The organism is Polynucleobacter wuianus, from assembly GCF_001659725.1.
Classification (GTDB): Bacteria; Pseudomonadota; Gammaproteobacteria; order Burkholderiales; family Burkholderiaceae; genus Polynucleobacter; species Polynucleobacter wuianus.
Genome location: NZ_CP015922.1, coordinates 2003996 through 2026350, shown reverse-complemented (window position 1 = coordinate 2026350; position 22355 = coordinate 2003996). Strand labels below are relative to the sequence as shown.

Below are 22355 nucleotides of genomic sequence, written 5' to 3'. Positions count from 1 at the left end.
AGATTAACGTTGACACATAGGGAAGCCAAGCTTCTCTCTGGATTCAAAATAGGCTTGCGCAACCGCACGGGATAGATTGCGAATACGACCGATATAAGCCGCGCGCTCTGTAACTGAGATAGCGCCGCGCGCATCTAAGAGATTGAAGGTGTGTGCTGCCTTGAGAACCATCTCATATGCAGGCAATGCCAATGGAACTTCCATTAAACGCTTCGCTTCACTCTCGTAATTACTAAAATTTGCAAAGAGCAAATCTGTATTGGAGTGTTCAAAGTTATAGCAAGATTGTTCAACTTCATTTTGGTGATAAACGTCACCATAAGAAATACCATCTGCCCAAACGAGGTCATAAACATTAGAGCAATTTTGGATATACATTGCCAGGCGTTCAATGCCGTAAGTGATTTCGCCTAAGACGGGCTTGCAATCTAAGCCGCCTACTTGCTGGAAATAAGTGAACTGGGTCACTTCCATGCCATTGAGCCAAACTTCCCAACCTAAGCCCCAGGCACCTAAAGTTGGATTTTCCCAATCATCCTCTACAAAGCGAATGTCATTTTCTTTGAGGTCAAGACCAAGGGCTGCAAGCGATCCTAAATAGAGCTCAAGAATATTTTCAGGTGCAGGCTTGAGCACAACTTGATATTGATAGTAGTGCTGTAAGCGATTCGGGTTTTCACCGTAACGACCGTCTTTTGGTCTGCGTGATGGTTGAACGTAGGCTGCCTTCCAAGGCTCTGGTCCAATTGCTCGCAGGAAAGTCGCGGTATGGGATGTACCAGCGCCTACCTCGAGGTCGATGGGTTGCAATAGGGCGCAACCTTGTTGGTCCCAATAATCTTGAAGTTTGAGAATGATTTGCTGAAAAGTAAGCATGATTAACCTGGCTAAGCCATTGATTTTACATGGCTAGGACGTTACAGAGACAAAAATGACTAAAAACGTCTATAGCGAATTAAGCCCCAGATCAGCAGCAGGCAAGAAATGCTCAAAATCGGGAAATTTCCCCAAGTTACAAAAGGCGTTTTTCCATCATAGGCTTGGACTTGGGTACTTAAGCTTGCTTGGGTAAATTCTGGCAGTGATTGCAGTACCTTCCCATTGGGGCCTAAGACGGAAGTAATTCCAGTATTGGTGGCGCGTAAAGCAGGTAATCCCGTTTCAAGAGAGCGAAGTTGCGACAGTCGCAATTGTTGAGTAGGTGCCTGAGATTGGCCAAACCATGCAAGGTTAGTCATATTGATCAATACATTCACTGGCTCTTTACTGTTGTGAATACGAGAGGCCAGCTCACCCCCAAATACATCCTCATAGCAGATCGTGATGGCTGCATGAATCGTCTCTTGGTTTTTGCGCAGAATATTAAACGGAGCTTGTTCAAGATTGCCTTTTGCAAAGTCACTTAAGGGCACATTAAATGCCTTGATAAACCAATAAAAGCCGGGTGGAATGAATTCACCGAATGGTACTAGGTGTGCTTTGTCATATTGGTAGGTGGGTGCATTAGGAGATAGGCCTGTTGCTCGATTGGTGTATTGCATCCCTCTGTCGGTAGATGTCTCCCCAATGAGACCAAGCAAGATATTGCTTGAACTTACATTTGAAAAGTCTTGTAAATAGTTGAGTAAGCCAGAGGGCAAATTGTTTTGCGGCCATGGAAAGGCGGTCTCGGGGATGATGATGAGATCAGCCGACTCTTTTTTAATTTCTGATGCATAAAAATCAATCTGCTGACCAATTGCCTGTGGATTAAATTTCAGAGTCTGTTCGAAATTACCTTGAATTAAACGAACGCTGATGGGCTCACCAAAAGGTTTGGTGAAGTTCGCTAGTCCAGCAATTTGAGCTAATCCTATGGCAATAAGAAGGATGCTAGCGCTGAAGGTAACGCGTTTTCTGAGTTGTAAAAGTTCCCATGAAGTCCAAATTGCTAAAAAGGTACAGGCTAAGCCACCAAAGATGGGTGCAATGGGTGCAAAGGGGCCATTAATTTGTGACTCTGCTAACCCCATCCAGGGAAAGCCGGTAAAGATATAGCCCCGTAGAAATTCTGTGATTACCCAGCTTGCGGCTAGCAAAAGCCCACTCAACTTAGACCTTTGAAACAGAGGTATTGCTAGTGAGGCTATAGAAAAATACAGAGCCATGTATGCTGAAAGAAGAAATACCGCAGCACATGAAAGTAAAGGATGCATACCGCCTACGTCATGCAGGCTGATATACAGCCACCATAAACCTACGACAAAATAGCCAACGCCAAATAGAAGGCCTGATACAAAATTGAATGAAATTTTTTTAGAATGATTAAGTTCTAGTTGCCACCACACCAATGCTAGAAGAGGAATTTGTATCCAACCACCATATGGAATCTCTGCTGCAGCGGCGAGGATGCCACCTAATATAAAAAGGATTAGGAGCGGTATTACAGAACTACCCTTAGAGATTTGCTGATTAAGCAAGTGAGCCCTTAGTCTACTTTTTTGGTTTTTTGACGTGCGAGCAAAATATGAATTTGCCGTGGGTCAGCACGCTGTACTTCGAATTCAATACCATCGATCTCAATCAGCTCGCCCATCTTCGGAACGCGACCTAGATGCTGAATCACCAGACCTGCAACCGTTTCAATATCTTCAACGGCAAAGTGGGTGCCGAGTGTTTCGTTCAATTGATCAAGTTCGGTAATGCCTTTAACGCGAATATCACCATTATCTAAGTAGATGATATTGTCGGCTTCTTCGTCAATGTCATGTTCATCTTCGATATCGCCAACAATTTGCTCGAGTACGTCTTCGATAGTAATGATGCCTGCGATGCCGCTGTACTCATCCACAACAACAGCCAAGTGATTGCGATTATCTTTAAAGTCACGCAATAAAACACTGAGACGTTTAGATTCCGGAATAAATACCGCTGGCCTTAACCAATCGCGAACTTGAAAATCTTTTTCTGTGGAGTGTCGTAATAAATCTTTGGCCAATAGAATACCGATAACGTTATCGCGACTACCTTCAAAAACAGGAAAGCGAGAGTGCGCAGCTTCAATCACATTCTTCACAATTTCAGCTAGGGATTGGTTGATATCAATCCAATCAATTTGTGCTCGTGGAACCAAAATATCTCGAGCACACAACTGACCCACCTGAAAAACACCCTCAATCATGGAGAGTGCATCAGCATCAATTAGTCCTTCAGTTTGGGCTTCACGCAGCGTTTCAATCAGTTCCTGACGGCGTTCACTCGGACTTGTAGGCTGGGGTGATAAAAAATCAGCCAGGAGATCTAATAAGGATTTGGGGTCGGGCATGCAGTAAGAATAGCCTAGAAATGTGACGGGATAAAAATTAGTTCACCAAATAAGGGTTGGTAAATCCTAGCTCCTTGAGAAGCCTGACTTCAAGCGCTTCCATTTTTTTTGCATCTTTTCCATGCTCATGATCATACCCTTGAGCATGAAGACAACCGTGCACAATTAAATGGGCGAGATGCGCTTTTAATGTCTTCCCTTGCTCCTTGGCTTCTTTCTGAACAACAGGAAGGCAAAAAATAATGTCAGCTACTACATTTTTCTTGGAGAGTTCGTAAGGAAAGGTTAATACATTGGTTGCGTAATCCTTTTTACGAAACGCGTGATTCAGTTTTTTCCCCTCGGATCTATTCACAAAGCGCAGTGTCAGCAAGCCTTCGCTCTGAACGCTTGCTTTGACCCACTTCTTAATCAGCATGGATGACGCTACTTTGTTTAGAGATGCTTCAATTGCTGGGCTAGCAGTTTGAATATCCACTAATAGCTTTGGGTTGCCTATTTTGGCCTTAGTTTGCATGGGCTTCTACCAACTCACCCCTCAAGGTGTAATTAAGGACCTCAGTAATTTCGATGTCTACCATTTTGCCGATCAAAGATTCAATATTTTGATCGGGAGCAGTGAAGTGGACTACGCGATTATTTTCAGCGCGGCCTTGCAAATTCGCTCCATCCTTTGCCAACCCCTCAATCAATACTTTTTCGGTATTACCCAACATATTTTGACTGATCTGATTGGCTTGACCTTCAATGACGCCTAATAAAGTTTGAAGACGTTTGAGTTTTACATCGTATGGCGTGTCGTCACTTAAGTTGGCGGCTGGTGTGCCTGGTCGAGGGCTGAAGATAAAGCAAAAACTATTATCAAACTCAAGCTCTTTCACCATCTTTAATAATTTTTCAAAGTCAGCATCTGTCTCGCCTGGAAAGCCCACTATAAAGTCGCTAGACAATGTGAGATCAGGACGAACTGCTCGCATCTTGCGAATAATACTTTTGTATTCAAGAGCGGTGTAGCCCCGCTTCATAGCTGAAAGCATTGCGTCAGAGCCATGCTGCACTGGTAGGTGGAGATGGCTAACAAGCTTGGGTACTTTAGCGTAGACGTCAATTAAGCGCTGTGTAAATTCCTTTGGATGACTTGTAGTGAAACGAATGCGCTCGACTCCGGGAATCTCAGCAATATATTCAATCAGTAGTGCAAAGTCTGCGATCTCGTCTGTGCCGCCCATTTTTCCTAAATAAGCATTAACGTTTTGTCCGAGCAAGACGATTTCTTTAACGCCTTTGCTTGCAAGTCCCGCAACCTCCGTCAAGACATCATCAAAAGGCCGAGATACTTCTTCGCCACGGGTATAGGGCACCACACAGTAGCTACAATATTTTGAGCAACCCTCCATGATGGACACATAAGCTGAACCGCGCGTCTGACGTGAGGCTGGGAGACGATCAAATTTTTCAATCTCTGGAAAAGAGATATCGACCTGAGAGACTCCGGTTTTACGACGCTCCGCAAGCAGATCACTTAAACGATGCAGGGTTTGTGGACCAAAAACTACGTCAACATAAGGTGCGCGACTGACAATCTGCTTGCCCTCTTGGCTTGCTACACATCCGCCAACACCAATCAGTAAATTAGGCTTCGTTTTCTTGAGCTCACGTAAACGACCCAGATCAGAAAAGACTTTGTCTTCTGCTTTTTCTCGAATGGAGCAGGTATTTAAAAGCACGACGTCCGCATCTTCTGGACTGTCGGTCATAACCATGCCTTCGTCAGCGTGGAGTAGGTCGGCCATCTTGCCCGAGTCATACTCGTTCATTTGACAGCCAAAGGTTTTGATATAGAGCTTTTTCATATGCCGTTCTCAGGTTTATAACTGGGGGCGAAGCTCAGATTTTACTGTGGAAGCACTTCTCTTGGTTTATAAGAGGCGATAGGCTGCAATTGCGACTAATGTGGGTGGTAATGCAGCAAGCAGAAGGTAGAGGGCTGATACCGCCCCATTCGGAAAATGTGCTCTCAAGATCGCGATGCCTGCAGGATTGGGCGCATTGGCTATCACTGTTAGGCCGCCGCCCGCAACCGCACCGCCAACCAGAGCTAGCTTAAATTCGAGTGAGGTGCCGGTCACAAGTGACCCCAAATAAGTCAGTGCCGCATTATCTGTAATGGCAGTTAGTGCTAGGCTTCCATAAAATACTGCAGTAGGACTCATCATTTCAAGAATAGGTTGCAACCACCAACCTTGAAGTCCTCCCAGCACAACTAATCCAGCCAAAAAGAATCCAACGAGCAAGGCCTCTTTCAGAATTAGTGGGCTTTGATGTTTTGGGTAGGCTGTGGTGTAGCCGATAAAAAATAATAAGAGCCACATGAAAATAATAGGGTCATGTGCAAATACGACTACGCCTAATAAAAAGAGTAAGTGCATTGCAATCACGGCAACCGGAATCCTGGTAGGTTTTTGAGATTCATTCGGCTCAATTAACTGACGCTGAAATAACAGCGTTGCAGCTAGAGCATTAATAAAAATTGCAATACAGGATTCCAGGCCGAAGTTACTAAACATAAATGCTGAGCTCCAGTCCCAGGTGGAGGCAACCATCAGTACCGGTGGGGCAGCAAAATTCGTGAGTGTTCCACCTATAGAGATATTCACAAAAAGAACACCCAAGGTTCCAAACAGTAAAGGCTTAGAACATTGGTGGCGGTAAACCAGATCACGTAATAAAAATGCAGCTAAGGTCATCGCTGCTGGCTCGGTAATTAAAGAGCCTAGCAGTGGCGTTGCACCGAGGGTTAAAAAATAAAGAATGGGAGCGCTGCGAGTGCGAAGTAATAACTGCAGCCCTCTAGAAAGTAAATGTAGAAGTTGTGTGGAAAAATACAAAATAGGCTTACTACCCGCCACGATCATGATGGCAAAGACAAACAAGGGTTCAGTAAAGTTACGGCTATCCAAGTAGGCTTTTGCAGAACCTAAGTGATCGATAAGACTGATATAGATAATGAGAACGGCCGCCCAAAAACCAAAAACAATTTCTACTTCACCAAGAAGGTGCCAAAGACCAGCATGCCTTGGAATTTTCTTAGCAAGGGATTCGAAATAGCTGGTACAAAAGGTATGTAGGACTGCAATTGCAAAAATTACACTTGCGCCTAGTTCTGTAGGGGTAAAGTTCATAGCAGAATGGTAGCAGGTGGCTAAGCAATAATGAGTATTGTTACTTTAGGAGATTTTGGTGAAATTGAAGATTGGATACCAAGCGCTTATCGATGCTGCAATGGCCCAGATTGAAACCATTTCATTAGATCAGGCACAAAAATTATTGTCGGAGCCCAATACGCTATTTGTCGATATACGCGATATTAGGGAGGTGGAGCGCGAAGGCATGATTCCTAATGCATTGCATGCACCGCGGGGGATGCTGGAGTTCTGGGTTGATCCGGACAGTCCGTATTACAAACCGATTTTTGGCGAGGGTAAGCGTTTGGTTCTGTATTGTGCGTCAGCATGGCGCTCAGCGCTGGCAACCGAGACTTTGCAAAAAATGGGTGTGCCCAATATCTGTCATTTAGAGGGCGGCTTTCATTCTTGGAAAAAAGCGGAGTTACCGGTCTCTGAAAAGGCTAGCAAGCTGCATAAAAAATAAAATTTTTAAAACTAAAAATAGATTAGGAGAAGCAATGAGAAAAGTAGTGTCACAGTTTGGCGAGGGCTCTTTGCAGCAAAAGTTAACAACTGGCGATTTGCAATTTTTAGCTGATGCATATACCAGCAATGGTGGCAATGGTACTGGGCCAACACCTCATGAATACTTGGGCGCTGCTTTAGCGGCGTGTACGAGCATGACCTTAAAAATGTATGCAGGTCGTAAATCTATGAACTTAGAAAATGCGATTGTGACGGTAGATATCGAGCGAGTAGATGATGTTGAAACGTTTACACGTGATGTTCAGTTACTAGGTAACTTGAGTGCAGAAGAAAAAGATCGCTTACTTGAGATTGCAAACAAGTGCCCAATTCATAAGGCCTTGGCTGGTGATATCCAAATAAAAACCCAGCTTGTAAATTAATGCAAGCTGGGTAGTTGGTACTGCTAATACAGCGAGAGTGCTGAATTAGTTAGGTGCGTTTGCAGGCTTATTGTTTTTGCCAGCGTTATATCCAGAGTTGTACTCAGAAGCCTGTTCTTTTTTGTACGCGTCATATACATAACCAGATGCAGCACCAACTGCTGCGCCGCCAACCGCACCCCAGATTGGGTTACCGTGAAAAATAGCAGCGCCTACACCACCGGCAACTGCGCCGATAGATGCGCCAGACAATGTACGTTGCTCAGTGTTGCTCATGTTTGAGCAACCAGCAATTGCGAGAGTTGCTGCAGTAATCGCGATAATTTTTTTCATATCAACTGATCCTTTAAATTAATTTTGTATTGATTAGCTAGTGAGATTATTTTCTGGCGCAAGGAAAGCGTGCTGCCAAGAAGCCCAAGAAAACACCTGAAGCTGGTTTGTCAGCAGTTTGTGGATTTTCTTGACCAAATTTCACAAAATCAGCAATTACTTCATCACGTGATGGAGCGGGTTGTTTAACGCAAATAAATGGTTTTGCACGCTGGGGATGACGGGTTGCTAAATAAGTGTCATAAATCGCTGTGGAATAACCAACGCAGTAGCTACGGGATTCTGGGCTTGCTGGTAATTTGCAAACATTTACCAGTTCCTGGGTGCTTAATACCTTAACAGGGGCATTTGATTGAGCTTGAGCTAGGCCAGAAAATGCGGCAAATGCAGCTAATAAAACAAGGACTTTCTTCATGGGTTCTCCCTTGGGTGTATGTGGAAACATCATAAACCATAAATTTACCCATTTAATGCACTAAATAAGTGCATATTGCACCAATTTAGGTTTTTTAATTCACCATAATGAGGCAAAAAAAGAAGGGGAAAATCACATGGAAATCTTGAAATCAGGTAGTGACGCTTTATTCATTTTGCTAGGCGCCATCATGGTGCTTGCCATGCATGCGGGTTTTGCTTTCCTGGAGCTGGGCACAGTTCGTAAGAAAAACCAGGTCAATGCGCTGGTAAAGATTTTGGTTGATTTTGCCGTTTCGACAATCGCTTACTTTTTTATTGGTTACAGCATTGCATACGGCGTGAACTTCTTTTCGGGCGCAGAATTACTTGCCGAAAAAAATGGCTATGAATTAGTGAAGTTTTTCTTCTTACTCACTTTTGCTGCTGCCATTCCCGCAATTATTTCTGGTGGCATTGCTGAGCGCGCTAAATTCAATCCGCAATTGATTGCTACTTTTGTATTGGTTGGATTTGTGTATCCCTTCTTTGAGGGGATTGCGTGGAATCAACACTATGGTATTCAAGTTTGGATCAAAGGTTTAACTGGCGAAGAGTTTCATGATTTTGCTGGCTCTGTAGTGGTGCATGCGGTTGGTGGCTGGATTGCTTTGCCAGCAGTCATTCTTTTAGGTGCGCGTCGTGGTCGCTATACCAAGGAAGGTCAAATCTCAGCACATCCACCTTCAAGCATTCCTTTCTTAGCCTTGGGTGCTTGGATTTTGGCGGTAGGATGGTTTGGTTTTAACGTGATGAGTGCTCAGACCATCGACAAGATTAGTGGCTTAGTTGCTTTGAATTCTCTAATGGCAATGGTTGGCGGAACTCTTGCTGCATGGGTTGTTGGTCGTAATGATCCTGGCTTTACATACAACGGCCCGCTTGCAGGTTTAGTAGCGGTTTGCGCTGGTTCTGACCTAATGCATCCTATGGGTGCCTTGGTGGTCGGTCTAGTTGCTGGCACTCTATTTGTATACATGTTTACCTTGGTACAGAACCGTTGGAAGATTGATGACGTTTTGGGTGTCTGGCCATTGCATGGACTGTGCGGCCTTTGGGGTGGTTTAGCTGCAGGTATTTTTGGCGCTAAGGCGTTGGGCGGCATTGGTGGCATCACTTTTACCGGCCAACTTATTGGTAGCGCCTTGGGCGTTGGTATTGCCTTGATCGGCGGCATCTTAGTCTATGGCACCTTGAAAGCGGTTCTCGGAATCCGGATGTCTCAAGAAGAGGAATATGAAGGCGCTGACTTAAGCGTGCACCGTATTTCTTCAACACCAGATCGCGAACCTAACTGGTAATTTATTTGCAGTACTTAGTCTTTCATATATGGCTTGATTCATACCTATAATGAGTCATGGCTATATATGAACTAGACGGAAACGCCCCTCAATTAGCAGAGGGCGCTTGGGTTGCCGAAAGCGCAGAAGTGATTGGCAAGGTTGAACTTCATCGAAGCGCAAATATCTGGCCCAAGGTAGTTATCCGTGGTGATAACGATCTTATTCAAGTTGGTGAGGGTAGCAATGTCCAAGATGCATCTGTTCTCCATACTGATCCTGGTTATCCGCTTTTGATCGGCAAGAATGTCACCGTTGGACATCAAGTAATGCTCCATGGTTGCAGTATTGGCGATGGCAGCTTGATTGGTATTGGCGCAGTAATACTAAATGGCGCTAGGATTGGTAAGCATTGTTTAGTGGGCGCTGGCGCTTTAGTCACCGAGGGTAAAGAATTTCCCGATGGTTCAATGATTATTGGCTCACCCGCTAAGGCAGTAAAAGAATTGAGCCCAGAGCAAATTGCAGGCATCGGCCAAATTGCTGGTCGCTATGTCAAAAATGCTCAGCGTTATATCCAAACGCTCAAGAAAATTTCCTAATCATTAGAACCTGTGCTCTACGTCTTTAATGTAGTCCTGCCTGTATTTCTGCTGATTCTTATCGGCTATATTTGTGGGCGCGCAGGTAAGTTAGGCGAGAATGCCTCGATTGAATTAAATCGGTTCGTGGTGTGGTTGGCATTACCTGCTCAGCTTTTTAATTTTGCCGCTAACAGCGGCTGGCAAACGCTTTGGCAACCAGAATTTATCACTGCATTTTTTCTCAGTTGCTTGATCGTTTTTCTATTGGTACTTGCTGCCAGCTATTGGAAGAGCCGAGATTTGGCTGCCGCCAGCTTTAATAGTTTAAGTGCATCGTATTCAAATACGGGGTACATGGGTATTCCGCTCTGTGCTCTCGCATTAGGGCAAGATGGTCTAGCCCCAGCAATTATTTCTACTTTTATTGTGTTTGTGATGTTTGCATTAGCGACAGTACTCATCGAGATTGGCATGTTGTCTCACAAAAAACATCATGAAATTCTCTTTAGTGTTGTGAAGTCACTTTGTACAAACCCACTATTAATTGCGCCGGTTGCGGGTTTGGTATGGGCATCATCCAACCTCACTATGTATGACCCTATTGCTCAGGTAATTTCATTTTTGGCTGTAGCTGCTACCCCTTGCGCCTTAGTATCGATCGGACTATTTTTATTGCAGAAGAGCAAGACTGAGGTAAAACAGGCATGGGGCATTAGTGCTGCAAAGTTGATTATTCAACCTATCATTGCTTGGGTAATCGCTGGGCCCATTCTGGGGTTGCCGTCACTCTGGTTAAACGCCATTGTGATTTTGAGTGCACTACCTACGGGTACTGGTCCATTTATGTTGGCGCAGTATTACAAAGCAGACGGAAGTGTGATCTCACGCGTCGTATTAATGACAACCGTAGGCTCATTATTAACGCTGTCAATGATTTTGTGGTGGAGCAGTCGGATTTAATCCTTCCGCGTCAATTTGCTTTTCCCATGAGGCCTCAATAAATGCGGGTAACTTCATGCATTCGTAGAAGATTTTCATGAGAGTGGGATAAAGACTCACATCTATCTTTGCACTCAACGCATTAAATAATTGTGGCACCAAGCAGATATCAATCAAACCCGGTTGATCGCCATAGGCAAAACGTCCAACTCGACGATCGCAACTCAAACGCTTTTCTAGGCTGGCTAAGCCAACTATTACCCAGTGTTGGTACCAAGTGTCTTTTGCCTCAGTGCTAATGCCCAATTGTTTTACAAGATAGCGTAAGACTCTTAAGTTATCGATAGGATGAATATCGCTAGCGATATCTTGAGAAAGTGCGCGTACCCATGCGCGATCGATAGGTGCTTGTGGAAGTAAAGCAGGCTCTTTTTTAATTTCCTCTAAATACTCAATAATGGCTATAGATTGATGAATATTATTTTTTCCATCTTCGAACAAGGGCACTAGTCGATTTGGATTTTTGCTGGTGTACGCATCTGAGAGTTGATCGCCACCATTTTTACTTAAGTGAACTGGAATGACTTCATAGTCTATGCCCTTCAGATTCAGGGCAATACGCACTCGAAACGCAGCGGAGCTACGCCAATAGCTATAGAGCTTGGGTTTCATAGTGATAGCAATTTAGGAGAATTCATAAACCACAGTATATGCATGCGCCAATTTTTCGTTTGAAAGAATTTAAAGTGCTTTAGACTATTTCCTATGGAACAGATTCAATTTTGGATTGGCGTGATTGCAACGATGGCGTTTGCGGTTACTGGCGTACTTGCAATCGCTGATCGTGGCGTCGATCTTTTTGGTGTTCTAGTGCTTGGTCTTATTACCGCAATAGGTGGTGGAACCATTCGCGACATCATCTTGGGTGCCCCGGTATTTTGGTCAGAGAACCAAATCTATGTTTGGCTCGCCTTAGGGGCTAGCGTGCTCACTTTTGTAGCCGAATCATTTTTTACGCAACCCCAAATTTATCGATGGATGCTTTATATCGATGGTTTTGGCGCTGCGCTGTTTGCAATTCAAGGGGCTGATAAGGCTTGGACTATGGGGTATGGTCTGCCAGTTGGTCCAGTCATACTGGGTGTCATTACTGCTATTGGTGGTGGATTGATACGCGATATTTTGGCGGGCAGAAAAACGCTCATCATGTCGCATGAGTTGTACGCTATTCCAGTAACTCTGGGATGTTGTGCTTATGTGCTGGTGTTGAACTTTATCCCGCAATATGCCCTTGAAGGTTCCGTAATCTGCATGTTGGGAATCTTTGGTTTACGCGCAGCCGCCATTTATTGGGATCTGCGCGTACCCAGAATGTTTATTACTAAAACGCGCTAACAGCGCCATCACTACGAGGATCCCAGCCACCACGCAGGGTGCCAGAGGGCTCGCGGATGATGCAACCTGCATGCCCCACAGTTTCATCAAAAGCATCGAGCATTTCAATTTCATGGCCCATTGCATGTAATTCTTTTGCAACCCATGGGCTAAAGCGAGACTCTAACTTCAAGCTGTCGCTAGTTTGACCCCAAGTGCGACCAAGCAGCCAACGAGGACGACTAATTGCATCTTGTGGATCAAGCCCATAAGTAGCAGTACGAGTAAAGACCGCGCATTGGGTTTGCGGTTGACCGTCGCCGCCCATCGTGCCGTAAACCATAGAGCGACCATCTTTGAATAAAGCCATCGCAGGATTGAGTGTATGGAATGGTTTGCGATAGGGTTCGAGATGATTGAGTGTCTTGTGATCCAGAGAGAAGCTGCAACCTCGGTTTTGCCAGTTAACTCCTGATTTAGGTAGAACAATGCCAGCACCAAACTCGTGATAGATACTTTGGATGAAAGAGACGCAGTTGCCATCGCCATCAATCACACCCATCCAAATAGTATCCGCTGGTCCTTTGCCTTGACCCCAGGGTAAAGCTTTATTGGGATCAATATTTTTTGCTAACTTTTTCAAGAAAGTGGGAGATAAAAAGGATTGCGCATTCTTTGTCATGTAAGCAGGGTCAGTGACAAATTGATCGCGGATCTTAAACGCTTGCTTAGTTGCTTCAACGCAGTGATGAACGTATTCGGTGCTATCGACCTTAAAGCGTTTGAGATTGAGTTGATCAAGAATGCCGATGATCATGAGTGACACAACACCTTGAGTGGGTGGCACCATGTTGTACACATTGCCTAAGCTGTGTTTCAGTTCCAGCGGGTCAATCAGTTTTGCGTTATGACGATTCAAGTCGCTTAATCGGAGAGGGCTGCCGATATCCGTAAGTTCCTTTGCTAACAAATCCGCAAGATCGCCACGGTAAAAATCATCTGTGCCTTTGGCGGCAATTTGGCGCAAGGTTTTAGCAAGGCGTTCTTGTTTAAAGATGCTGCCAACTACAGGAGCCTTGCCATTGACCAAAAATGTTTTTGCAAATCCAGTAATAGGATTTAACTCCTCACGCTTCTTAGCGGTAAGACTTGATTGACTATAAGTAACTGGAACACCCGCTTCGGCGTAATGAATTGCGTCTGCCAATAGACGAGATAAAGGAATCTTTCCGCCTAGACCTTGCTGAGATAGGCTTTGTGCTGCCCCCCAGCCCGAAATTGTTCCGGCCACGGTATTGGCTGCAACTGGTCCGCGAAATGGAATGGCTTTAGTAATACCACGCTCTGCGTACCATTTCTTTGTTGCTAAGCCTGCAGCTGCACCGCAGGCATCAATGCCACCCATGGCTTTGCCTGGAGAATGGATTACCCAAAAAGAGTCACCGCCAATCGAGTTCATGTGGGGGTAAACAACAGCAATCGTTGCCGCTGCAGCCACCATTGCTTCTAAGGCATTGCCGCCCTCACGAAGGACTGCTAAAGCTGACTCAGAAGCAAGGGAGTGTGGCGCCACTGCCATTCCCCGAATTCCCCATTTCGCTTGCATTTATTTGTTCTCCACTACGAATGTTGTATTTGTGATTTATTACATTGTAGATCTCGGGAAAACCCCAACCCTAATTGATGGGGAATTACCCTAACTAGCGGATTTCTTTGGTTTTTTTCAAAGCATAATCGATCCGTTGTTTTTCTACTTCAATAAAAATAGTTAGGAGCTACTGATGTCAACATCAACTAAAGCAGCCCCAATGACCGCTGAAGAGCGCAAAGTTATTTTTGCTTCCTCATTAGGTACGGTTTTTGAGTGGTACGACTTTTATCTTTACGGTTCACTTGCCGCAATTATTGCTAAGCAATTCTTCTCAGGCCTAGATGCTGGCTCTGCCTTCATTTTCGCTTTGTTAGCGTTTGCTGCCGGTTTCATCGTGCGTCCATTTGGCGCGTTGGTGTTTGGTCGTCTAGGCGACTTGATCGGTCGTAAATATACCTTCTTGGTCACCATCCTGTTAATGGGCGGCGCAACCTTCATCGTGGGTATTCTGCCTAACTACGCAACGATCGGCGTTGCTGCTCCAGTGATCTTGATCGCATTACGTATGCTTCAAGGTTTGGCTTTGGGTGGTGAGTACGGCGGTGCTGCAACTTATGTTGCTGAACATGCTCCTAATGGTCGTCGTGGTGCCTACACAGCTTGGATTCAAACAACTGCAACTTTAGGTTTGTTCCTCTCCTTGCTCGTGATTTTGTTCACACGTGAATTTACTGGTCCAGACTTTGATGTTTGGGGCTGGCGCGTTCCTTTCATCGTTTCTATCGCATTGTTGGCGATCTCTGTATGGATTCGTTTGTCCATGAATGAGTCACCAGCTTTCAAGAAGATGAAAGAAGAAGGTAAATTGTCTAAAGCACCTTTGACCGAGTCATTTGGTCAATGGAAGAATTTGAAGATTGTTATCTTGGCATTGTTTGGTCTGGTAGCAGGTCAAGCGGTGGTTTGGTACACAGGTCAGTTCTACGCTTTGTTCTACCTCACCCAAGTGTTAAAGGTGGATCCGAAGACTGCAAACTTGTTGATTGCTGCTTCATTGGTAATCGGTACGCCATTCTTCGTGGTGTTCGGTAGCTTGTCTGACAAGATCGGCCGTAAAGTGATCATCATGGGCGGCTTGTTATTGGCTGTAATTACTTATATCCCTAACACCCCTGTTTCTGTGTTCAATGCCTTGACTCACTTCGCCAACCCAGCGTTGGAAAAAGCAATGGCAACAGCACCAGCAACAATCACTGCTGATGTAAACGAATGTACTTTCCAATTCAACCCAACAGGCACTGCTAAATTCACAAGTTCTTGCGATATTGCAAAACAAGTGATGGCTTCTAACTCTGCAAGCTATAGCACTATTCCTGCTCCTGCTGGCACTGTTGCTGTTGTGAAAATTGGTGATGTAGAGATTCCGGGTTACACCGCTAAGGGTTTAGATCCAGCTGAAGCGAAAGCGAAAGATGCTGAATTTAAGAAAGCAATTCGCGAAGCATTGAATAAAGAAGGTTACCCAGCTAAAGCTGATCCAGCACAAATTAACTATGTTGCTGTATTGCTCTTGTTGGTTTACCTGGTGATCTTGGTAACCATGGTTTATGGTCCAATCGCGGCGATGTTGGTTGAGATGTTCCCAACCCGCATTCGTTATACCTCTATGTCATTGCCATACCACATTGGTAACGGTTGGTTCGGCGGCTTGTTGCCAACGATCTCCTTTGCCTTGGTTGCGCAAAACGGTAATATTTACTACGGCCTCTGGTATCCAATCATCATTGCTGCTATTACTTTAGTAATCGGCACATTGTTTGTACGTGAAACCAAAGATGTAGATATCTATGCACGTGACTAAGATTTTTTAGTCTGTAGTAAATTCAAAACCCGATCAGAAATGATCGGGTTTTTTTATTCCCACAAATCTTTCTGATTGCGACTATTTAAGAGATTTTTATTTTGCTGAGCAATCGAGGTATTTCTAGGGCCTGGCACTAGAGTGATTTTGGCACCAGCTGTGAGCACTCCTGTTTTTAGTACCCGCAAGTACCAGCCACTAAAACCCGATTGGAGCATTGCCTTGCTAGCACCCTTATAGCCCAAAGCGGCGTTGAATTTGAAACAAGGTTCTCTTAATTTAACAACCAAAAACTCAAGTTCACCAATCAAGAGTTTGTCGCCAACAAAGACGTCGGTTTCTAGAAGACCTTCAATTGTAAAGTTCTCGCCAATGGCTCCATATTCAAGCGACGTAGGTTTTTTTGTTTCCCGAGTTAATAAAGCATTCCAAAACTCGTAGTGCTCTGACGGATAAACATAGATTGCTTTTTCGATACCGCCATGCACACTTAGGTCGGCTTGTTCATCCCCTTTTACCCCAAGAGTGTTGATCTCAATAGCAATCGGATTTTGCAAATTACTAATGCTCTTCTTGTGAATTGCTGAAACCACAGACTTGTAATTGGGGTGGTGGTTTCCAAATAAAGGCAGAACCTTTCCCGAGGAAATAGAAATAAGTTTCATGAGTTAATTGCTAATCAGTAGCGACAACGAGCATCACTTTTGTATTTCGTGAAATACAGCACAAGATCAGCATCGGATTTATATTGGGTGTAGTAAATCGTTGCTCGAGCATCACTTTTGTATTTTGTATAAAACCAAACGCCTGGCTCGTTATCGCTGGAATATTGGGTTTCATAAACAATGCAATTCGCCTCGGATTGGTACTTGGTAACAAAGACCTTGGCGTTGGCTTCAGACGGGTAGTTAGTAATAAAGATTTGTGCTGCAAGTGCATTATGGGGCAAATAAGTGCCCAAAATTGCCCAAATGAGTACTTTTAGGAGTTGAATCTTCATGTATCTATATTACGGTTTCTAGGCTGAGCCGTTACAGAATGGGGCGGATTTGCTACAATCACACCTTCGGCGAATTAGCTCAGCTGGTTAGAGCGACGGAATCATAAAGCACAAGGTTCTGAGGTTTTCAACCCTTTTCCCAATAAAATCAAGCACTTAGAAAACCAAGGTTTTCACCGTAGCACACACCGTGTGACACACCACCCGCAAAGTGCCGAAGAATAAGGCTCCGCTGGCAAAAACCCTTCTAGCATATGGCTTCTATCGGAGGGTGGTGGATGGAAGATGTCGTTCAAAACGACATCAAAAATCCAAATTCCCCATCTCTATTTAAATCGAGGACTAAGCTATAAACTGAATCAATTAGATAGGACTGATATGAGGGGTGTATGGCGCTACTTGGAGAGCAATTGGTCATCAAGTTATGGGATAGCCTGATCGACAAGGGTGTTGGCTCTCTATTGAAGCCCTGGCAGATCAGAAGAGAAGGGCAGGCAATGATTGATGTCCGAAAGGCGGAAATGCTTCAGATGGCTCAGGTTGAGTTAGATGCACTTGCGATCAAAAGGGGTGAGAAGGCTCTGTTGCCAAGCGGTGAAATCGTTGATGTTGAAAGTAGATCTGACAATCAATTAACCATCGGCTTTATCAGCAACAAGTCAATTCAGACAATAAAAGCTGAAGAAATAAGAAAAGAAGTCAGTGTAAATAAAGCAATTAGCTATGCTGAGCAAGAATTGTTGCAGGATGCTCAAGAGCCATCGGAAAAATCAATTGATGGTGATTGGCTCCTAAGGTGGAGGGAGGGGGCGTCTTCCGTTTCCTCGGAAGAGCTAACTAGCTTATGGGGAAAGGTCTTGGCTGGTGAGTCAAAAGGTCCCGGCACCTATTCCTTAAGAACTCTTGATTTTTTAAAGCACCTTAGTAAAGACGAAGCTTCTTTAATTGAGTCGCTAATGGCATTTGTATTTGAGGGGTTTATTTATAAAGGTGACGAGCAAATACTCAGTGCAAACAATATTACTTTTGATAAGTTGCTCAACTTGCAGGAATTAGGGTTGCTGTCTGGTGTTGATTCTTTTGGTTTAGAAAAGAACTGGAAAAGCAGCTCAAAAGATGCCTTCACTTTGGCAATTGTTTCAAATGAAAGATTAATATTAGTTACAAATCCAGACCCTAAAAGAGTTCTAAAAATTCAGCCAGTCTGCTTATTGACGACCATAGGTCTTCAGCTTTATCACCTAATCAAAATATCTCCAAATATTGGCATGGTGAGTGCAATTGCTGAAAAAATTAAATCGCAGGGTTTTACTGCTCAAATTGGCGATATTGTGGAGATTACTGGTAGTCAAATTAAGTATAAAAATTTAACAGCCGTTTAAATTTTTATCTCGGAGTAGTAATAGATCGCACTAATAATTTTCCCAGGCAATACTAGGGTGTAGTGCTTATTTTGGTGAGTGTGTAATAGAGTGTCGTTTAAAACGACATGGAAGATCAGTTACTTACCAGTTATTTTTGTAATTGAGTTTTCGTATTGTTGACAATATTTAATCAGTTCGCCAAGAGTATTGAGATCTAGCTTATCTCTTAAATTTGATCGGTACATTTTTACCGTTCTCTGTGAAATGCCTAGTGCTTGCGCTACTTCAGACTGTTGCTGACCGCTGCCAAGAAGAAGTAGAACTTCCGCTTCACGCTTAGTAATTGGAATATGAATGTGTTCTTTGGCATCTGAGGGTGATGGGTTAATACTAGATTGAGAAATAGCATTAAATTGCTTTACTAATGCATCTTTGACTTGAGTTGGTGTAAATGGCTTGAGAATAAAGTCCACAGCACCCCCTCGCCAAGCATCAATAATGTCCGATTGCTGTGCATTGCCACTCATAAAAATGATGGGAAATTCAACGTTCATTACTCTCAAATTTTTTTGTAGTTCAACGCCATTCATCCCAGGCATCTGAAAATCTAACAAAATGCAGGTAGGTATCCCATCTTCAAATTCAAATTGCTTATAAGCATCTAAGAATGACTCAGCAGATTCAAAACTAATGACTTTGAAGCTGCGTGATAACCAATTTTCTAAGCCAGAACGAACAATGGGCTCGTCATCAACAATAATTACTTTGGAGTTCTTCATAGATTAGTTATTTTCATTTAAGTCTTGAGATATTGGTATTTGAATTTCAATGATTGCCCCACCTGTTGGAAGATTTAGGGCGGTAATGCTGCCATGGTGTTTATCAATAATCGTTTTGCAAAGCCACAAACCAATGCCTAGACCTTCAGGTTTTGTGCTCTGATATAACTCAAACATAGATGGTGTGATACTGTTAGATATGCCACTGCCAGTATCTTTTATGGCTATGATTGCCAGGGATTGATTTTGAGAAATGGTGAGATCTATCTTTCTGCGATGGTCCCTAGCATTTTCAATGGCATCCATTGCATTATTGAAAATGTTAATCAGCACTTGTTGTATTTGGATTGAATTGCCGACAACATTTGGGTTGTCTGTATAGGTTGTCTCAAGGGAAATATTTTTTGATTGAAGTGTTGGTTTGATAATTTCTAGCACTTCATTGCAAGCGCCTTGAATATTGAAATGTCTAAATTCAAGTTCTTGAGCGCCAAATAGTTTCCTCAAATTTGTTACTAGGTCGGATACCTTCTCTAGCTGATCAGTCACGGCATTTAGTGCGGATACCGATTTTTCCTGACCGCCTAGATCGACTAAATCGCACTTAACAGATTCAGTTTGTAAGAGGATGCCAGTAATGGGTTGGCTTAATTGATGTGCCAATGAATTTGCTAGTGCGCTGATACCCAAGGCTCTATTGGATGATATTAAGCCCCGTAAGAATTGATCTTTTTCATTGGTCAATTTGACTAAATTTTGATTCAAAGGATTTTCATTAGCAGTTCTAGGATCTACCCAGCTGACTCGTAATGCAAGGTAAGAAAAATAACGAATTAAGCTAACCGAAAACCAAATTGAGAAAAAGACAATAGCTAGTGAAGGGGGGTTAAATGGTGTCATAGCAGCGTTTGTGAAAAAACTGGTAAATCGCAACACATGAATTACTGTTAGACCAACCTCTGTATACGTGATCCATTTGATAAAAAGATTAGATTCAAGGCCGTTGCTATCAATCCGTTTGCAGATAAGGTAGGTATAAGAGGTAACGCAGATTGAAAAAGTTGAGAAAAAGAGTAATGGAAATGGAGCCCCGAAACTTTCTCGCACATATTCAATAAAGCCGCAGTAAGCCAATATAGCGACAGTCCAGCGAATAAATTCTTGAATCTGAATTTTCTTGGTCAAAGCTTTGATGCTTAGTAGGATAGCCGCTTCGGACAGTAGGGTGGTAACTGACAGAGTAAAAAAAGATGGGGTGCTTATAAGACTGGGCTCAATATTTAATGCTATGACAAATAGCAATGTCAATAACCAAAGAAATTCTGATAACAAGAAATATCGACCTGATGTATCTACTTTTCCTTTGAAAGAAAAATAAAGAGTGCTTGCCGATACGATGGTGAGCAGGGTGGGAATGATTAGGACTAAAACAAAGCTATTCATGAGAGATGATTATTTCTGGCAGTGAATACTTTTATTTTATGTGTTCATGCATCCCAGATCACCTTTTTATATCTCTAATCGCCATGAGTCATCTGAATATGTACTTAAGGACACTGTCCTTATAGACACGGTACTTCGGGACATCGTCTTTTGGGGCATTTTTTTATTTATAACAAGCACATAAGATGCATGGCTGAAAACCATGGTTTGCAATGTTGGTTCAACATATGCGCTCATGAAAATGAAATTTATTTTTCCAAAGGAAATCTTATGAAATTAAAGAAAATCGCCAGTTCGGTTGCATTGGTTTTCTTTCTAAACGGTCAGGCTACTGCGACAGATATACTTCAATATGCAAACCCAGCCCCAGGTAATCTAGCTGATCCTGCCACGGCTACTAGTGTGATCGGTGGCTCTTACACATTGATTGATTTTTCAAGTACGACCGCTTCAAATACCCCTCTTACTCAGCCCTTTTCCCTAGGAAATGTATCCATTAATAGTCCAAGTGGGAATATATATATTCAAAGTCTTTTCGGTAGTAATGGAGTGACGAACGGAGACGGAGGTGGCTCAGGTAGTGCACAACAAATGAAGTTCACTTTTTTACCCGCATTAAAAGTAAACGGTTTTGCGATTCAATTTGGCGGTGCTGATGTTCCTTTGACCATTAAAGCTTACAACTCGAGTAATGCACTTTTAGGTACTATAACGACGAACTCAAACGGGAATTTGAACTACCATAATTATGGGTATATTGGGTTCAAATTAGATGGCATCCGTTACTTTACGCTTGATATGTCCAGCTATGGACCTGCCTACGATTGGGTTCTATTTAATAATCTCATCTATTCAATATTTTCAGGCCCCTCCACCGCCGATACTCAACAATCTTTAGTTAATGCCGCATCAGCTCTACAAAACATCTACACACTCCAAAACTCAGTATTAGCTAATAGTTTTGCTTATGACTGCGATGTGTTTGGTGCAAATAATGTCTGCGTAAGTGCTGGTGGTCGTAACACAGCAGTCTCGGCAGCAAATGGCTTGAATAACACTAGCGCCTTGCTGATTGCTGCTTATCGTCCACATCCAAACTATCGTATTGGTGCGTATGCTGATCAGAACTTATCCGTAAACAATGCGGGTTCTACAGTAAACCTTGGCAACAACACACCACTCATTGGACTATTCGGTGCTTGGAATGAACGTCAAGATGGCACCGGTACAGAAGTTAAGGTATCTGCTGCTTATGGTCAAAAGAACACCACGATCACTAGACAAGTAGTTGGAACAAGTGAAGCGGGTTCTGGTTCATCCCAATTAAACAGTCAAGGCGCCCAAGTAGTAGCTAAGTATGGCTTTGGCTTTGCTGATCAAATTGTTGTATCACCATATGCTGGTGTTCGTTATACCCAAAACAATATGGGTGGTTACACAGAAGCTTCAACCAGTTCTGTAACAGCACCACTCACTTACTCAGCGCTCAACACTAACGCTACAACAGCACTAGCTGGTGTTGGCGTGAGATATAAAGGTATCGCTCAAACCACTTTATTTGCCAGCGCTGGTATTGAGAGTGATACGAATTTCAATACAGGTACTTACTCAGCTACTGGTGTTACTGGATTAACCCCAGTGAACTTCAATCCCAATCCAGTCAAGAACAGAGCAACAGCAACTTTAGGTGCTTACTATGACATCGAAAAGAATCAACGCTTAGGCGTAACCGGTATCTACCGCCAAGAGATGTATCAGGCAGTTGGTACAACCACTGTCATGGCAACCTATACAGTTGGCTTGTAAGAGTTTATTTGTCTTAAATTGAGCCGCCTTCGGGCGGTTTTTCTTTTAGACTCTCGGAGCGGTAATAGGTCGCACTAATGTAATCGCTAGGTATTTCCATAAGTTATAGCGGTATTTGATGGGTGTGTAATGAAGCGTCGCTTTTAGGTAAACGCGGTCAAATATCTGC

23 protein-coding genes are annotated in these 22355 nt (G+C 43.4%); 9 read left to right on the top strand and 14 right to left on the bottom strand.

The annotated features are described in order from the left end of the window. Nucleotides 1–3: 3 nt before the first annotated feature. The 6 genes from glyQ to A8O14_RS10395 all read right to left on the bottom strand — a co-directional run bounded on the left by glyQ (nt 4) and on the right by A8O14_RS10395 (nt 6486). The gene (gene glyQ, locus A8O14_RS10420; protein ID WP_068949448.1) at nt 4–876 is read right to left on the bottom strand and encodes a glycine--tRNA ligase subunit alpha; all 873 of its coding nucleotides are present in this window, start codon (nt 874–876) and stop codon (nt 4–6) included. Between the two features lie 59 nt (nt 877–935). Further along, the gene (gene lnt, locus A8O14_RS10415) at nt 936–2459 is read right to left on the bottom strand and encodes an apolipoprotein N-acyltransferase (protein ID WP_216861569.1); all 1524 of its coding nucleotides are present in this window, start codon (nt 2457–2459) and stop codon (nt 936–938) included. Between the two features lie 8 nt (nt 2460–2467). Next, the gene (locus tag A8O14_RS10410) at nt 2468–3304 is read right to left on the bottom strand and encodes an HlyC/CorC family transporter (RefSeq protein ID WP_068949447.1); all 837 of its coding nucleotides are present in this window, start codon (nt 3302–3304) and stop codon (nt 2468–2470) included. Nucleotides 3305–3341: 37 nt separating this feature from the next. Further along, nucleotides 3342–3722 (bottom strand): rRNA maturation RNase YbeY, encoded by a 381-nt coding sequence (gene ybeY, locus A8O14_RS10405; RefSeq protein ID WP_255531430.1) that lies wholly within the window; start codon nt 3720–3722, stop codon nt 3342–3344. Nucleotides 3723–3810: 88 nt separating this feature from the next. Continuing rightward, a complete protein-coding gene (gene miaB / locus A8O14_RS10400; RefSeq protein WP_068949445.1) occupies nt 3811–5157 on the bottom strand; it encodes a tRNA (N6-isopentenyl adenosine(37)-C2)-methylthiotransferase MiaB in 1347 nt (448 codons plus the stop codon). A gap of 66 nt (nt 5158–5223) precedes the next feature. Beyond that, nucleotides 5224–6486, bottom strand: coding sequence for a putative Na+/H+ antiporter (locus A8O14_RS10395; protein WP_068949444.1), 1263 nt, complete (start codon nt 6484–6486; stop codon nt 5224–5226). Nucleotides 6487–6544: 58 nt separating this feature from the next. Here A8O14_RS10395 and A8O14_RS10390 point away from each other — a divergent pair, with 58 nt between their 5' ends. Together A8O14_RS10390 and A8O14_RS10385 are read left to right on the top strand one after the other, a co-directional pair. Then, nucleotides 6545–6955, top strand: a complete 411-nt coding sequence (locus tag A8O14_RS10390; RefSeq protein ID WP_068949443.1) for a rhodanese-like domain-containing protein — start codon at nt 6545–6547, stop codon at nt 6953–6955. A gap of 34 nt (nt 6956–6989) precedes the next feature. Next, nucleotides 6990–7379, top strand: coding sequence for an OsmC family protein (locus tag A8O14_RS10385; protein WP_068949442.1), 390 nt, complete (start codon nt 6990–6992; stop codon nt 7377–7379). A gap of 45 nt (nt 7380–7424) precedes the next feature. On the opposite strand, the gene A8O14_RS10380 is transcribed toward A8O14_RS10385, so the two are convergent. Together A8O14_RS10380 and A8O14_RS10375 are read right to left on the bottom strand one after the other, a co-directional pair. Then, complete coding sequence (locus A8O14_RS10380; protein ID WP_068949441.1) at nt 7425–7712, bottom strand: glycine zipper domain-containing protein; 288 nt, start codon at nt 7710–7712, stop codon at nt 7425–7427. A gap of 46 nt (nt 7713–7758) precedes the next feature. Next, on the bottom strand, nt 7759–8127 hold the full coding sequence (locus tag A8O14_RS10375; protein ID WP_068949440.1) for a Rap1a/Tai family immunity protein: 369 nt from the start codon (nt 8125–8127) through the stop codon (nt 7759–7761). A 136-nt stretch (nt 8128–8263) separates the two neighbouring features. Here A8O14_RS10375 and A8O14_RS10370 point away from each other — a divergent pair, with 136 nt between their 5' ends. From A8O14_RS10370 to A8O14_RS10360, 3 genes are read left to right on the top strand one after another with little or no spacing between them, the layout of a single operon-like run. Next, nucleotides 8264–9466, top strand: coding sequence for an ammonium transporter (locus A8O14_RS10370; RefSeq protein WP_068949439.1), 1203 nt, complete (start codon nt 8264–8266; stop codon nt 9464–9466). 56 nt (nt 9467–9522) lie between these two features. Beyond that, nucleotides 9523–10047 carry a gamma carbonic anhydrase family protein gene (locus tag A8O14_RS10365; protein ID WP_068949438.1) on the top strand — a complete coding sequence of 175 codons (525 nt, stop codon included), beginning with the start codon at nt 9523–9525 and terminating at the stop codon, nt 10045–10047. A 12-nt stretch (nt 10048–10059) separates the two neighbouring features. Then, nucleotides 10060–10989 carry an AEC family transporter gene (locus A8O14_RS10360; RefSeq protein WP_068949437.1) on the top strand — a complete coding sequence of 310 codons (930 nt, stop codon included), beginning with the start codon at nt 10060–10062 and terminating at the stop codon, nt 10987–10989. On the opposite strand, the gene maiA is transcribed toward A8O14_RS10360, so the two are convergent. Then, a complete protein-coding gene (gene maiA / locus A8O14_RS10355; RefSeq protein ID WP_068949436.1) occupies nt 10957–11640 on the bottom strand; it encodes a maleylacetoacetate isomerase in 684 nt (227 codons plus the stop codon). The two genes, A8O14_RS10360 and maiA, sit on opposite strands and share 33 nt — an antisense overlap. Before the next feature lie 93 nt (nt 11641–11733). Between maiA and A8O14_RS10350 the strand changes: the two genes are divergently transcribed. Beyond that, on the top strand, nt 11734–12363 hold the full coding sequence (locus A8O14_RS10350; protein ID WP_068949435.1) for a trimeric intracellular cation channel family protein: 630 nt from the start codon (nt 11734–11736) through the stop codon (nt 12361–12363). Here the strand turns inward: A8O14_RS10350 and A8O14_RS10345 are convergent. Beyond that, nucleotides 12350–13948 (bottom strand): gamma-glutamyltransferase family protein, encoded by a 1599-nt coding sequence (locus A8O14_RS10345; RefSeq protein ID WP_071608683.1) that lies wholly within the window; start codon nt 13946–13948, stop codon nt 12350–12352. The genes A8O14_RS10350 and A8O14_RS10345 overlap by 14 nt on opposite strands. A 175-nt stretch (nt 13949–14123) precedes the next feature. On the opposite strand from A8O14_RS10345, the gene A8O14_RS10340 reads away from it, so the two are divergent. Continuing rightward, a complete protein-coding gene (locus A8O14_RS10340) occupies nt 14124–15794 on the top strand; it encodes an MFS transporter (RefSeq protein ID WP_068949433.1) in 1671 nt (556 codons plus the stop codon). Between the two features lie 53 nt (nt 15795–15847). Here the strand turns inward: A8O14_RS10340 and A8O14_RS10335 are convergent, their stop codons facing one another. Continuing rightward, nucleotides 15848–16459, bottom strand: a complete 612-nt coding sequence (locus A8O14_RS10335; protein ID WP_068949432.1) for an MOSC domain-containing protein — start codon at nt 16457–16459, stop codon at nt 15848–15850. A gap of 14 nt (nt 16460–16473) precedes the next feature. Beyond that, the gene (locus tag A8O14_RS10330; RefSeq protein WP_082913172.1) at nt 16474–16794 is read right to left on the bottom strand and encodes a DUF6150 family protein; all 321 of its coding nucleotides are present in this window, start codon (nt 16792–16794) and stop codon (nt 16474–16476) included. A gap of 389 nt (nt 16795–17183) precedes the next feature. Between A8O14_RS10330 and A8O14_RS10325 the strand changes: the two genes are divergently transcribed. Next, entirely contained in the window at nt 17184–18176 is a 993-nt protein-coding gene (locus tag A8O14_RS10325) for a DUF2806 domain-containing protein (protein ID WP_068949431.1), read from the top strand. 119 nt (nt 18177–18295) lie between these two features. On the opposite strand, the gene A8O14_RS10320 is transcribed toward A8O14_RS10325, so the two are convergent. Both A8O14_RS10320 and A8O14_RS10315 read right to left on the bottom strand, forming a co-directional pair. Further along, nucleotides 18296–18937, bottom strand: coding sequence for a response regulator transcription factor (locus A8O14_RS10320; RefSeq protein ID WP_068949430.1), 642 nt, complete (start codon nt 18935–18937; stop codon nt 18296–18298). Between the two features lie 3 nt (nt 18938–18940). Beyond that, nucleotides 18941–20380, bottom strand: a complete 1440-nt coding sequence (locus tag A8O14_RS10315; protein WP_068949429.1) for a sensor histidine kinase — start codon at nt 20378–20380, stop codon at nt 18941–18943. A 270-nt stretch (nt 20381–20650) separates the two neighbouring features. Between A8O14_RS10315 and A8O14_RS10310 the strand changes: the two genes are divergently transcribed. Next, entirely contained in the window at nt 20651–22186 is a 1536-nt protein-coding gene (locus A8O14_RS10310) for an autotransporter outer membrane beta-barrel domain-containing protein (protein WP_161484837.1), read from the top strand. Nucleotides 22187–22355: the final 169 nt, after the last annotated feature.

Excerpts from the sequence above, each read along its gene's own strand:
- glyQ (WP_068949448.1), bottom strand. The coding sequence starts at position 876 with ATGCTTACTTTTCAGCAAATCATTCTCAAACTTCAAGATTATTGGGAC.
- A8O14_RS10410 (WP_068949447.1), bottom strand. The coding sequence starts at position 3,304 with ATGCCCGACCCCAAATCCTTATTAGATCTCCTGGCTGATTTTTTATCA.
- ybeY (WP_255531430.1), bottom strand. The coding sequence starts at position 3,722 with ATGCTGATTAAGAAGTGGGTCAAAGCAAGCGTTCAGAGCGAAGGCTTG.
- miaB (WP_068949445.1), bottom strand. The coding sequence starts at position 5,157 with ATGAAAAAGCTCTATATCAAAACCTTTGGCTGTCAAATGAACGAGTAT.
- A8O14_RS10395 (WP_068949444.1), bottom strand. The coding sequence starts at position 6,486 with ATGAACTTTACCCCTACAGAACTAGGCGCAAGTGTAATTTTTGCAATT.
- A8O14_RS10385 (WP_068949442.1), top strand. The coding sequence starts at position 6,990 with ATGAGAAAAGTAGTGTCACAGTTTGGCGAGGGCTCTTTGCAGCAAAAG.
- A8O14_RS10380 (WP_068949441.1), bottom strand. The coding sequence starts at position 7,712 with ATGAAAAAAATTATCGCGATTACTGCAGCAACTCTCGCAATTGCTGGT.
- A8O14_RS10375 (WP_068949440.1), bottom strand. The coding sequence starts at position 8,127 with ATGAAGAAAGTCCTTGTTTTATTAGCTGCATTTGCCGCATTTTCTGGC.
- A8O14_RS10370 (WP_068949439.1), top strand. The coding sequence starts at position 8,264 with ATGGAAATCTTGAAATCAGGTAGTGACGCTTTATTCATTTTGCTAGGC.
- A8O14_RS10365 (WP_068949438.1), top strand. The coding sequence starts at position 9,523 with ATGGCTATATATGAACTAGACGGAAACGCCCCTCAATTAGCAGAGGGC.
- maiA (WP_068949436.1), bottom strand. The coding sequence starts at position 11,640 with ATGAAACCCAAGCTCTATAGCTATTGGCGTAGCTCCGCTGCGTTTCGA.
- A8O14_RS10350 (WP_068949435.1), top strand. The coding sequence starts at position 11,734 with ATGGAACAGATTCAATTTTGGATTGGCGTGATTGCAACGATGGCGTTT.
- A8O14_RS10345 (WP_071608683.1), bottom strand. The coding sequence starts at position 13,948 with ATGCAAGCGAAATGGGGAATTCGGGGAATGGCAGTGGCGCCACACTCC.
- A8O14_RS10340 (WP_068949433.1), top strand. The coding sequence starts at position 14,124 with ATGTCAACATCAACTAAAGCAGCCCCAATGACCGCTGAAGAGCGCAAA.
- A8O14_RS10335 (WP_068949432.1), bottom strand. The coding sequence starts at position 16,459 with ATGAAACTTATTTCTATTTCCTCGGGAAAGGTTCTGCCTTTATTTGGA.
- A8O14_RS10330 (WP_082913172.1), bottom strand. The coding sequence starts at position 16,794 with ATGAAGATTCAACTCCTAAAAGTACTCATTTGGGCAATTTTGGGCACT.
- A8O14_RS10325 (WP_068949431.1), top strand. The coding sequence starts at position 17,184 with ATGGCGCTACTTGGAGAGCAATTGGTCATCAAGTTATGGGATAGCCTG.
- A8O14_RS10320 (WP_068949430.1), bottom strand. The coding sequence starts at position 18,937 with ATGAAGAACTCCAAAGTAATTATTGTTGATGACGAGCCCATTGTTCGT.
- A8O14_RS10315 (WP_068949429.1), bottom strand. The coding sequence starts at position 20,380 with ATGAATAGCTTTGTTTTAGTCCTAATCATTCCCACCCTGCTCACCATC.
- A8O14_RS10310 (WP_161484837.1), top strand. The coding sequence starts at position 20,651 with ATGAAATTAAAGAAAATCGCCAGTTCGGTTGCATTGGTTTTCTTTCTA.